General features: G+C 57.6%; 11 protein-coding genes and 3 pseudogenes. 8 read left to right on the top strand and 6 right to left on the bottom strand.

Annotated elements, in window-relative coordinates:
- Positions 1–69 precede the first annotated feature (69 nt).
- Together ML_RS00995 and cspA are read right to left on the bottom strand one after the other, a co-directional pair.
- The gene (locus tag ML_RS00995; RefSeq protein WP_010907591.1) at positions 70–672 is read right to left on the bottom strand and encodes a hypothetical protein; all 603 of its coding nucleotides are present in this window, start codon (positions 670–672) and stop codon (positions 70–72) included.
- Between the two features lie 111 nt (positions 673–783).
- On the bottom strand, positions 784–987 hold the full coding sequence (cspA, locus tag ML_RS00990) for a cold shock protein CspA (RefSeq protein ID WP_007166602.1): 204 nt from the start codon (positions 985–987) through the stop codon (positions 784–786).
- A gap of 615 nt (positions 988–1,602) precedes the next feature.
- Between cspA and ML_RS19790 the strand changes: the two are divergent.
- The 6 genes and pseudogenes from ML_RS19790 to ML_RS17160 all read left to right on the top strand — a co-directional run.
- Positions 1,603–2,064: pseudogene (locus ML_RS19790) on the top strand (DEAD/DEAH box helicase); the annotation flags it as partial.
- A gap of 1,521 nt (positions 2,065–3,585) precedes the next feature.
- On the top strand, positions 3,586–3,729 hold the full coding sequence (locus ML_RS18360; RefSeq protein WP_414085505.1) for a hypothetical protein: 144 nt from the start codon (positions 3,586–3,588) through the stop codon (positions 3,727–3,729).
- A 208-nt stretch (positions 3,730–3,937) separates the two neighbouring features.
- Positions 3,938–4,057 carry a hypothetical protein gene (locus ML_RS18355; RefSeq protein WP_231846672.1) on the top strand — a complete coding sequence of 40 codons (120 nt, stop codon included), beginning with the start codon at positions 3,938–3,940 and terminating at the stop codon, positions 4,055–4,057.
- A gap of 170 nt (positions 4,058–4,227) precedes the next feature.
- Positions 4,228–4,365, top strand: a complete 138-nt coding sequence (locus tag ML_RS18350) for a hypothetical protein (RefSeq protein ID WP_414085579.1) — start codon at positions 4,228–4,230, stop codon at positions 4,363–4,365.
- A 22-nt stretch (positions 4,366–4,387) separates the two neighbouring features.
- Entirely contained in the window at positions 4,388–4,519 is a 132-nt protein-coding gene (locus ML_RS18345; protein ID WP_414085504.1) for a hypothetical protein, read from the top strand.
- 609 nt (positions 4,520–5,128) lie between these two features.
- Positions 5,129–5,356, top strand: coding sequence for a PE family protein (locus ML_RS17160; protein ID WP_231884473.1), 228 nt, complete (start codon positions 5,129–5,131; stop codon positions 5,354–5,356).
- A gap of 1,037 nt (positions 5,357–6,393) precedes the next feature.
- On the opposite strand, the gene rsmI is transcribed toward ML_RS17160, so the two are convergent.
- Entirely contained in the window at positions 6,394–7,239 is an 846-nt protein-coding gene (rsmI, locus tag ML_RS00965; protein WP_010907590.1) for a 16S rRNA (cytidine(1402)-2'-O)-methyltransferase, read from the bottom strand.
- Between the two features lie 69 nt (positions 7,240–7,308).
- On the opposite strand from rsmI, the gene ML_RS00960 reads away from it, so the two are divergent.
- Positions 7,309–8,850 carry a dolichyl-phosphate-mannose--protein mannosyltransferase gene (locus tag ML_RS00960; protein ID WP_162618303.1) on the top strand — a complete coding sequence of 514 codons (1,542 nt, stop codon included), beginning with the start codon at positions 7,309–7,311 and terminating at the stop codon, positions 8,848–8,850.
- A gap of 92 nt (positions 8,851–8,942) precedes the next feature.
- Here the strand turns inward: ML_RS00960 and ML_RS14670 are convergent.
- Positions 8,943–10,006: pseudogene (locus ML_RS14670) on the bottom strand (arginine deiminase family protein); the annotation flags it as partial.
- A gap of 157 nt (positions 10,007–10,163) precedes the next feature.
- Between ML_RS14670 and ML_RS00955 the strand changes: the two are divergent.
- Positions 10,164–10,760 (top strand): alpha-ketoglutarate-dependent dioxygenase AlkB, encoded by a 597-nt coding sequence (locus ML_RS00955; RefSeq protein ID WP_197492574.1) that lies wholly within the window; start codon positions 10,164–10,166, stop codon positions 10,758–10,760.
- 26 nt (positions 10,761–10,786) lie between these two features.
- Here ML_RS00955 and ML_RS18340 read toward each other — a convergent pair.
- Both ML_RS18340 and ML_RS00945 read right to left on the bottom strand, forming a co-directional pair.
- Positions 10,787–11,449, bottom strand: a pseudogene (locus ML_RS18340) (DUF5642 family protein).
- 144 nt (positions 11,450–11,593) lie between these two features.
- Positions 11,594–11,824: a DUF5642 family protein gene (locus ML_RS00945; RefSeq protein WP_165443159.1), complete on the bottom strand. Its 231-nt coding sequence runs from the start codon at positions 11,822–11,824 to the stop codon at positions 11,594–11,596.
- Between the last annotated feature and the right edge of the window lie 191 nt (positions 11,825–12,015).

Here is a 12,015-nt window from a genome sequence, read left to right as displayed (position 1 = left end):
TTGACAATTTCGCACCCTTGGGTGAGCTTGCGCAAACCGACTGCACCAAACAAAGGGCTTAACGGTACGCTAAACCCGCGGCCACAACGCTAACGCCTCGGCCCAGTCGGGAGGTTCCCCAACGTTTTCTAACAGGCGCGATAGCCTACGACGGCCGCTGATCCGAAGCGCCGGTCGACCACTGCGGGTGCCGATTAGGGTGGGCGCAATTCCGACCCGCATCAGAGCTGACGCCAACGGTGAGTGGGTATCGGGTGCGTGCGGATCTAGACCCAGCAGGTAACGGTTGGCGGCCTCCGGGACGCCGGCCGCCAAAATCCACGCGCGCAGCTCGCGCGGCCCGGGCAACCATCGCGGGGGCACCGTCTTCACCGCGCCGCGTGTCCATTCGGCGGCGATCGGACACAACAACGGGTCCACCGCCGTCCTGACCAGCGGAGTGTCTTCCTCAGTCCGAGAAATCTCGGGTACCAAACCAGCCTCGCTAATCATCTCGGCCAGCGCCGAGGCACGCCAGAGCTGATCTACCACTACCGAAAGCCGAGCGGCCGGGGCGGGACTTTGACCAGAAGCGCTAACCACCACGATCTGGCCGGAAGCCGCCAGCACACCGGCAAGATCGGCTATTGCGGGGAGTAGCGACTCGGCCGTGAAGAAGGAAAGCTGACTCACACCCCCGACAGTAAGCCAGGACGACGGTATCGAACAGCAGCTAGATAACGAAGACCCCCGGCCGCACCCGCTAAGCGGGAGGACACAGGGGTTTCGCCAGAATCTGCCGGGTCAGACGGAGCGAACTCCAGTGGCTTGGGGGCCCTTGGGGCTGTGGCCGATCTCAAACTCGACCTTCTGGTTCTCTTCAAGGGTGCGGAAGCCCGAACCCTGAATCTCAGTGTAGTGGACAAAAACATCCGCAGAACCGTCTTCGGGGGCGATAAAGCCGAACCCCTTCTCCGCGTTGAACCACTTCACAGTTCCCTGTGGCATCTCTCGATCTTTCCTTTTCTTCTGCATGCAGAGCACCGCCTTTCGATGCCCCGGGCCGAGTACGACCGCCATACCTCGCGGAGTCGCCGGAACTTCACCCGACCAATAACCTCGCAGGAACCGCGACCGCAACGTTGTTCCTGCGAAAGTGTGACACGAACACAGAAGCTACGACCGCCACCAGTCAATCATGTTCCTCGTCCCGGCGACAGACTCTATGTCGTGGAGTGGATTCCTAACGAGATAATCTCCATTAACCTCAGCGTCATCCTTACGCTGGCTTTCCGAGCCATACACCGGCAACCGGGGAATCGCAAGGAACCAAGGAGGTTGTGAAATGGTGAATTTCGATAGCGAACTGCTTGCCGCCGCGCTCACTGTTACCACACTAGACTATCATCCGTGGCGCCACGTTGCCGAAACTACTATCCTGCGGCGGCCAGCAGGGTCGTTGGCCAGCCTGGGCCAAACCAGCATAGTACGAGCGTTTCCCCTACCGCAACATCAGCTCCCCATGGTCACATCAGTCCGTGGCCGCTGAGCTGACTGACTCCGGCACCCATGTGTGTTGTGAGCACCGGCACCGCGTCGGGAAAATCACTGGCCCATCAACTTCCCGGGCGCCGCTACGCGGGCGCCAAGGCGGCACAAGTGATGGTCAGACCTGATCAATGAGGGAAGCCGCAGAACTCTTGACGTTCATGCGGTCGCGATACGCTGAGGAACTAACCGTGCTGTGTGCGGCGGCGCGGCTGAACGATTTTGCCCCGAAACTGTCGGACACGACGGCGTCGTATCTCGCCGCGGATCGCAACACAGTAGAGCAGGGCCGGCTGCACAGCCTGACTATCATCAACGCGCTGGCGCTGGGAATTGATAACGCCGGTTTAGACACGGGGGGTGCTCGCCAACTTCCCCGGGACAGTCGCCTCGTGCTGACAACAGGCTGGCCGCTCAGGTCGGCGCGGCCAAGGCGGGCTGGTGGTGCTGACTGCTCGTGACTATCCGCTGAACACGTACCTGGTCCACTCCCCCGCGCTGCTGGACAAGCAGGTCGAGCACATCATAACTGATCCTGTACTGCGGAGATCCCAGCGGGGCGGAGGTCGGTGACCGATGATCCGGTAGACGACGGGTTGCGGCAGCGCCAATCCGACAGGTATTTCCCGGCACCAAGCCTGGAATCACAGGCCGAAGTGGATATACGGGTTCGGTCAGTGGCCAGATATTCCTCGTGCAAGCTGCGGATACCAATTATGTTGCCCTCGAGCGCGAACTCACCGACATCACCTTCACGTATTGCATTATGCTTTGTGCTGCAAAGGTATTGACCAAAGACTGGACACCGGGTCGTTGCACGCCGCTGAACACTCAACCATTGGACTGCTACCTTGCTGACCAACTGCGATCGTGGCAACATTGGCGTCCAGTCCGCCGTGATCGGCCCCTAATGGATTTTGCCCAGTATTGTTTGTCTAAAGATGGCTATCCCGGCGGGGCAGGATTCGCCGAACGCGGATTCCGCCAAGCACATATCTGGTTGGGCGCCAACACAGCAGATATCCAGGCAGGCAAATGCCCGAACGGATGTCTGTTGTATGTGCAGTACACACAACGTGATAACGACTCCTTGATAAAGCCGGCGTGGCACAGGTGCTTGCCAAGTTGTGTCACGAGTCACACTTAGCTACAGTGAATGGAGACCGACCCTTCGACGGTTGACGTCCACAGACCTGTGCCGTCACAACACCCGAACGCACTGCTTCGTTTGCAACGAAATACCGAACTGCCGTCACACCGCACTTCAAACGTTTCGGACAAAACAATCCGTTCGTGATCCTGAAACATAGTGACGTAACAGTAAATCACCTCGCTCCGAACGGGGTGCGCAACTCAGTTCACCACAACCGCGGATGACAAGCTTAGCGACGTTGTCCTTAATCTGGAGATAGGCGTTGCTTGGTGTAACCACGCACTGTGCGCGATCGACACCAGCCGGACGGGTGGCGTCGATCAAAACTTGGGTGCAATCGTCTACGCCGGCCAACACCGCATTAAGCCAAAATCTTCTGCAAGAGTTACTCAACCTGATAAACGCGCCCGCCCCGACGATGGCGGGACGCCTACTGATGCACCACGACACTTACAGTCCCATAATTATCATAGCAACGCTGATGGTGCTGGTAAATTCGGCCAGATTGCCGGTACTGACAGGACCAACGAGGTTGGCGGCAACACCTTGGCAGCTGCTCCGCCAGGGCGGGATACACAGGTTGCCATAACCGGCGAGCCTGCACTTAAGTTGTGCGATAAGTCCAGCCGACCAAGTTTGTCCAGGTAGCTTCGGATCTGCAAACATCAGATCAGCAATCGCCGCGATCACACGCAGTGAGCTCGCAAACAGCCCCAGCGTGCCTGTGGTCACGGTCGTCACAACCAATTATCTTGTGCTGCTATATATATACTCCAGCGACGCAGCGCGCCCTACGCGGCAAAACAATCAAGGACCGCGTAGATTAAGCATCTGCCAGCAGATCTACCCGACTGTTCAACTTCAACTAAGTATGCCTTGGCCGAATAACCCGCAACGGGCTACTCGTGGAAACGCTGGGGGACGAACCCGTCGTGGCCGCGCAGGACCGCCAACTCAAGAACCTCGTCCCGATCACCACGTTCCTGTGGCACCGCCCCTGTCTCTCAGCAGGACGAACAGCGATAACCCAGTCGCTGCGAACCGGCTAGAGCCTCACAAGCATCACAACCAAGCTCGACCGCGTTATCTGCATCGAACCGTTGATTATGTTCGACAACTGTGTGCAGGTGCCGGACACGCTGGCGATGAGTAACCGCCAGGGCTGCCGATCCCTGGCCCCTTGACGTGCGACCTAACTTGTGACGTGGGGTCACCGAGACCAGAGAGTCGCTGGACAATAGTGGTAAGAATCCCGGAGTGAAAGTCATCTATGGCAGGGCTTTCGCGGAAGATTTTCTTTCGCCCGAACTCAAGCACAACGAAACGAAGATGCTTGCAATGGTACATTTATATCTGCGGAAGGCAAACGCTTTATAGCAACTGGGATCTCACCGATTGGCAGAGAAAACCGATCAGGATAGGCTTCGGCGCGCACAACACGTTGTAACCGGGGCTAAAAGGCCACTACCACCTAACCCCACGGGTAATCAACTAGCATGCTGGCGCTCAAAGATCCACCAGCATCCGTCGAGGATCTGATCTAGCGAATCCTCAACAGGGCAGCACGGGCGAGAGTGAATCGGGCGCTCTTCGAGCTCATCAATTGGGATCGGTTGAAATGGCTTGACGCGCCCTGTCCATTCTACGATTGGCAGGACAATCAGTTGGATAAGCAACCGGAGTAACAACATCGGAACGGGGCTCGTGATGTCATCCATGACAAAGGAAATCGTCCACAAAGCAAACGAAAGTATACTACAAATTCGGAGGTTCGACAACGATTGGGCGCTGGTACATGTAACCGTCAACCGGGTGAAACTAGAACCTGATACGTTTTAGCCCTGTCTAGTCTTGCTGCGATTGCTTCACAAATGGTCAACTCGCCGATGCAAGACTGACGAAAGCCACAACTGACAAGGCCTGAATCCAGTCATCGCTAGAATATCGGTGAGCAGGTCGAGCAGCCCATTAGGCATTTACTATCTCCCCCGCCCGATCTGTGCCAGAGTAGCACAATAGGCGCATCACAGCGCTGATCGGTAAGCCGAGGTATTTCGGCATGGCGGCCAGGTCGTGGACACCCTATAACAGAATCGTAGACCACCTCGGCGCATCGGTGATTACCACTATAAACCTTACACCAAACCGCTAGAAAGCTGTGTGACAAAATTCCGAAGACTGCAATAACATTGGCTCTAAACGGATATCGATGTACGACACCCAGCTCGATCTTTATCAGTCCGACTCGCCAAACAGGAGACGTCGTGCACTCGGCCACTATGCCGTGGACTCTTAACGATCTTGAGTGGTCAGAAGATGTTCGCAAGTTTCAGTTATCGATTCGTGATCGCGACCCCGGAGATACTGCTAACGGCAGCCAATAACGCCGCCGTTGCCTCGAACAGGCAGCTAGTAACAATGGGCACTACGAGGCTCCGGCAGCCATAGCTGTGGTATTCGCTATTCTACGGCCCGCCGTATCAGGCACTCAGCGCTCAAGCGGCGATGCTCCATAATCAGTTCGTGCACGCCTTGACCGCCGCCCGAACAACATGCGGCCGCCGAAACCTCGAATTCCTCACCGTTGCGTATCGTGGTGCAAGGATCTACCCAGCAGTACCGATGCGCCTACCGAGACGGTGTTTGGCGACTTCTAATCGGCAACGGCTCCCCTAAATAGACGGGACAAAACGGCGGAGTCGACAATTCTTGATCGGTAGCGGCATCGCAAGCAGGTCTGGCCCGACCACCGAAATGGTGGCAGCGCACCGTGGCGGGACTGATTATCACTCGGCAGGTTCAATCTATCCTACGATACGGTAGGAGCGGGTGTTCCCCCCGCGTCCGTCGTGGGTGTCCCAGCCCTGTCCCCAGAGCTACCGACGCCACCAGCAATTCTCGCAGCCCTGCCGCACCCTCAAACTGCCGGCCCTGCCACCACATATGCGGACCCCAAACTTGGTCCGTTCAAGGCCTGTACATAGCTGCGACGGTTCCCGGGCTCTGCTGTCTTGTGTCTGTGGCGGTGAGTTGTTCGGTTGGTTTCATAGGTGGTGGGTGAAATGGCTGTTTTTGCGTTTTATGACTGGCCGATATGTTCGGTAGTCGTGGGGGGCAGCCCGGAATCCTGTTGACGTGTTTTGCTGTGTTGCGGGGTTTTTGTTGGTGGGTGGCTGACTGCCTGCTTTCGATGAGGCTTCGTGTGCTTTGCCGCAGTGGACACGATTAGCGCGGCGCACGTAAGCATGTCGGTGGTGGGTGCTGCTTGGTCTACATGTTGATGATGCCAGGGGCTGGGCACCTGGGCTGTGCTGAAGGCGATATCGATGCAGGCGTGGGTGTGAGGGTAGTTGTTAGCGCCGCGGGGTAGGGGCGTTTTAGTGTGCATGTCATGGCCTTGAGGTGTCGGCGTGGTCAATGTGGCCGCACCTGAACAGGCACGTCCCCGTGCACGGTATAACTATTCGCACCTGATGTTATCCCTTGCACCATTTCTGCCGCTGGTATCGGTGTCGGCGGCTTGTTGACCGGCCCTCAGCCAGCAAGCAGGCATGCCGCCGGGTGCAGCAGTATCGTGTTAGTGAACAGTGCATCGATGATCCGGCCGTCGGCGGCACATACGGCAACCTTCTAGCGCAGATCAACCACCCACACCCCACCAGCCCACCACAACACCACCACCCAAACCAAACCCAACATCAACAACACCCTAGCTAGCGCGACGACACCTGGCGTGCCCTCAAGACCGCATCGTAAAGCTGGCGCGAACGCACCGACGAATGCACAGCGGCCACCTGGCCACACGCGTCCTTGACGCGGGCACCCCCTGCTACGAGGTTCTCCACCTCAGGAACTAGCAAGAACAGGTCGGCACGCGGAGTCGCACCGGCCAGCACAACGGTAATCTCGCCGAGCACACCGTTGGCTGCCCAGGTTGCTAACTCGTCAAGCGATCCACGCACCACCTCCTCGTGCACCTTGGTCAGCTCCCGGCAGACCACCACCGGACGGGCACTGCCGAGCTGGTCGACGGCATCACGCAAGCATGCGGCCAACCGGCGCGGCGATTCGAAGAACACACAGGTACGCCGTTCGTCGGCCAACGAAGCCAACCAGGTTCTGCGCGCCGAGCTTTTGCGTGGTGCGAAACCCTCGAAACAGAACTTCTCCGACGAAAGCCCGGACACGGCCAGTGCCGTCATAACCGCGGACGGCCCAGGTAGACACCGCACCGGCAGGCCAGCAGCGATGCACGCCGCGACCAGCCGGTAACCGGGGTCGCTGATCACCGACATTCCGGCATCGCTAATCACCAGCACCGTTGCACCAGCTTCAATCTCCGCTACTAGGGCAGACACCCGCACGGCCTCAATCTGGTCAAACAAGCTTATCACCCGACCAGTGATGACCACGCCAAGGGTTTTCGCCAGAGTTCTCGCCCGCCGGGTGTCTTCAGCCGCCACGACATCGGCACAGCACAGTGCGTCGGTCAACCTTCTCGACGCATCTAAGGGTTGACCCAACGGGGTGGCACCCAGCAACAGGCGACCATAGGTCATGAATGACAGCCTACGATCGACGTAATGAACGCTCCGCTCCACAAAACCCTCGCCGCCGTGGAGGAGCGCATAGTACCCGTGATAAGCCCGGGGCCACTGGTGCCTGTGGAAGATTTCGGGCCAACCGATGACGTGCGCGGTTGGATCGCGACCGGCGTAATCACCGTACTGGCAACGGGGACACGGTTCATCAATCTGAGCTCGCCGACCGATGCCGGCACACCCATCTTCGACGAGAAGCACTACGCGCCGCAAGCGTGGCAGTTGTTGCACAACCATGGGGTGGAAGACAACCCTGGCTTCGGCCTGGTAGTTCATCCCCCGATCGGCAAGCAACTGATTGCCATCGGGGAGGCCATCTTCGGCTACAACGGCGTGGGCTGGCGATTCACCGGTGCACTACTCGGTGTGATCATGGTGGCATTGGTGATGCGGATCGTTCGGAGGATCACCCGATCGACACTAATCGGCACCATTGCGGGGCTGTTGGTTATCTGCGACGGCGTCAGCTTTGTCACTGCGCGCACAGCGCTACTCGACGGCTTCCTCACTTTCTTCGTGGTCGCGACGTTCGGCGCACTCATCGTCGACCGCGATCAGGTCCGCCAACGAATGCACACAGCGATCACGGAGGGGCGATCCACCGAAACGGTTTGGGGTCCGCGGCTCGGTGTGCGCTGGTGGCGCTTCCTGGGCGGGATACTCCTCGGATTGGCTTGCGCGACAAAGTGGTCCGGCCTGTACTTCGTGCTGTTCTTTGGTGTTATGTCGTTGGCGTTCGATGTATCGTCCCGGCGCCAATACCAGGTGCTTAACCCATGGCGGGGAGTCCTACGACGTGACGTTATCCCCACCGTATATGCACTAGGGCTCATCTCTTTTCTGGTGTACATAACCAGCTATGCACCATGGTTCGCGTCCGAGACCGCGATCGACCGGCACCAGGTCGGACAAACTATTGGGCGTCACGGGATGATCCCACTGCCCGACGCCGTTCGGTCGCTATGGTATTACCACGCCAAGACACTGCAATTCCACGCCGGCTTGACGAATTCTGCGGGCAACTACCACCCGTGGGAATCCAAACCGTGGAGCTGGCCAATGTCGTTGCGGCCGGTGCTGTACGCGATCGATCAGCAGGACGTGCCCGGTTGCGGAGCACAGTCATGCGTCAAGGCGGAGATGCTAGTCGGCACGCCCGCGATGTGGTGGCTGGCAGTGCCTGTCCTGGTCTATGCAACTTGGCGAACGGTCATTCAGCGAGACTGGCGCTACGCGGCTGTTTTGGTTGGGTATTGCGCGGGGTGGCTGCCCTGGTTCGCCGACATTGACCGGCAGATGTATTTATTCTATGCGGCAACGATGGCGCCGTTCCTAGTGATGGGTATCGCGCTGATTCTCGGCGACATCCTCTACCCCCCATGGCACGACTCGAGTCCCAGAAGCCCTAGTACCCATAGCACCGAACGACGCACACTCAGGCTAATCGCCGTCTCTTGCTACGTGGCTTTAGTGATAACGAACTTCGTCTGGCTTTATCCGGTGCTCACCGGCCTGCCAATCTCACACCAGACCTGGAACATGGAGATCTGGCTTCCCAGTTGGCGCTAGATGCTACACCAAGACTGCAGTGAAAGCTGTGATTGGGGCGCTAACCGTAACCGTTGCAGCAATCTTGGCACCGAGAAGCTACCGCGGATAGTGGCAATACGGCAGAACATACAGCAAAACACGCAGCTACCGGTGCCCAATCAGAACCCGCGACGGTCAGCACTTCGATTCCCGCATACCTACAGGCGGGACGTTAGGCGATACGATACACCCATAGGCTACAACAACACAGGCCTCCAATGCCAACGTGTTGTTGCTGTCGTCTCACTGTTCACGTTCGGGTACAACGGCATCTAGTTCGGTGTCAATGACCCACAACTTATCAATGCTTATCGCCTTTGCGGTGGACTCGAGAAATAAAGCAGAATCGCTAATGGTCACAACATAGCGCACGCTGGATCGCGAATGCCGTGGACATACCGACGACGTTTGCATACATCACCACCGTGTCCGTGTCGACCATCACGCACACGGAGTCTAGGTACATCTGCGCACTTCTTTACACGATCGGTACAGCTAGTATCGTGTGCGCAAGATAATCGTCAAAAAGGCAGCGCACCAAAATTTCCACTTCGACCTAAGTGGTCCGCTCACCTACCACCACCGCGATCACGCCCGGAACGAAAGGGAGCACGTCACCAAATTTCGACAGGAGCGGGCCTTGATTCGTAAGACTCCCGCACGCCGGTCAAGCATGTAGTCAAGAATGTAGGATAAGCATAGATCCAGTCCAGTTAGCCAGGAGATGAAGGCATGTAGTACCAGGGTGGGGGTCACCACAAGCGGCCCGACCTAGATCCACCAGTCCCTGGTAAACAGCAAGTTCGGCAACGACTCGATGATGAAATCCGCCTTATGACCTCATGATGAATATCAAGCACCAACGACACGTCAGTCCGGGTTCTCCGGTGAAAGCGGGTTGAACGTCAACCCAGCTGTCAACACATGGGGCAGCATGACGGGGTCGAGACTACGCAGATATACCGAAAGTTTTTGTGCCAACGCCACACCGAGACACCGTGCCGACCCCACACATCCGGGTGGCGGCCCTACTCGTCAAAGCTTTGATCAGCAGCAACACTTCCACGCCGCAGGAGCCCAGCAATTCGGCAAATTGGTCGTGCCCCTCCTGAACGCAGCACGCTAACCACTTCAGAATACACGCCTAGCCCGGCAACAATCACAGTAAGAAACAAGCTCGCTGACTCCACGGCACCGATTCATATCGTATAGTAAGCTAATATATCGTTCATATCGTATAGTAAGCTAATATATCGTAGTTCATCGAACTGATGTGCGATATGCTGGTTGATGTGGGGATTGCGTTTCAGGGCTCGTTGTTCGAGTATCACGAACGAAGACAACTGGGTGACGGCGCCTTTATCGAGCTGCGTTCCGGCTGGCTTACAGACGGAGTGGAGCTGCTGGACACGTTGTTGTCTGAGGTGCCGTGGCGTATTGAACGACGGCGGATGTACGACAAGGTGGTCAACGTTCCCCGTCTGGTTAGTTTTCACGACCTGACAACCGATGATCCTCCGCATCCACTGCTGACGCGGCTGCGCCGTCGACTTAACGACATCTACGCCGGCGAACTGGGTGAACCTTTCACCAGCGTCGGATTGTGCTGCTATCGCGACGGTTCCGACAGCATCGCCTGGCATGGCGACACCATCGGCCGTAACAGCTCAGAGGACACCATGGTGGCGATCATCAGCCTCGGCGCCACACGAGTATTCGCGTTACGTAAACGTGGCGGCGGCCCGTCTTTGCGCCTGCCACTGACACATGGCGATCTGCTGGTGATGGGCGGCTCATGCCAACGCACTTGGGAGCACTCCGTTCCCAAAACGTCCGCGTCAACAGGACCGCGGGTCAGCATTCAGTTCCGACCACGCAACGTGCACTAGGTATTCCTATCGGACTAGCAGCCGGGTCAACTCCGGATCGTGCTCACTATCTTGACGAGCAAGTCGCGGGCACGCTGCGTGTCCACCGACACCACCGGCTATCCTGGGACTACCAACGGATTGACGATAACTATCACCTGATAGTCATTCGAACGCAGCGGTGTAATCGTAAAGCTGGCCGGTGCGGAGTGTCCCGGCTACCATCACGTCTTGCAAGATACGGTGCACGGACAACGTGCGCACCTCCTCAAAGTGAGGCGCATCGGATTACCTCGATCCCACCCAGCAACCTAGGCCCCGCAGAATGACACCTTCGTGTAACCCTACCCAGGATCGTTAAGCGGAAACGGCTTGGAAGTCTCCACCGCGATTATGATGAACCGGTTGCCATTCCCCTCAGCAGAGACTGCCGCCATACTGCCCTGCACATCGAGCGGCGTCGACGGCCCAACCGCCAGTTTCGCGCAATTAGCCAGTTCGAAGGTCAGTCCGTCGGGCGGCTTCCGCGACAACAGAAGCTTGGGATCGATCGCCCTTCTACCAAGGTCGGTGACATTGAAATCAGACCCAACGCTCGACTTAATTCCGGTGACCTTGGCGATGTTGACCTTCGTAAAAAAGGTAACCGGGCCCGATAAGCAGCCGAAGAGCAAGGACGCTGATGCGACCGAAAATGCCATCTTCAACATCATGGCCAATCTACCCAAAGTAGACGTTCAACTGTGCAGATTTTAACCAGCAAGTTATCGGCGAATTACGGTGCAGCCGCCAGGAACACTGAGCCAAGATCGGTGGTCAATGTGGCAAATACGTAGGAGCATACAGTTGTCTTGTCACGCAATATATGTCCGCAAATCAATTTCGGCGCCGGCCTCGACGGATATCCACACATCGACCGCCATCCCGAGGGTATCGACGCAGTCAATGCACGTCGCCTCGATGAGGTGGACGCTGGCGATAGTGCGCCTAACCATCATGGTCAACTGCTCACACGCCGCGAAGAGGTAGCGGCCGACAACCACCGGCACCGCTACCGCATCAACGATGCCACCCGCATCTGACACTGGACACGCTCTGGGCGAATTGATCGGATCCATGGCCAGGATCGGCTAGTGTCATGCACTGCGACGACTTCGTTGCCGCATCCGCTGCTAGTCCCTAAATCAACCTCGGTGAAGACGCGCTAGGGATACCGTGGATCACCTCAAAGCCAGGCTGCAGATCGCGGCCTATCTCGCAGATGTTGGCCTGAGTT

The sequence above is a fragment of the Mycobacterium leprae TN genome, assembly GCF_000195855.1.
GTDB lineage: Bacteria > Actinomycetota > Actinomycetes > Mycobacteriales > Mycobacteriaceae > Mycobacterium > Mycobacterium leprae.
This window is presented reverse-complemented; position numbering and strand designations above follow the sequence as displayed.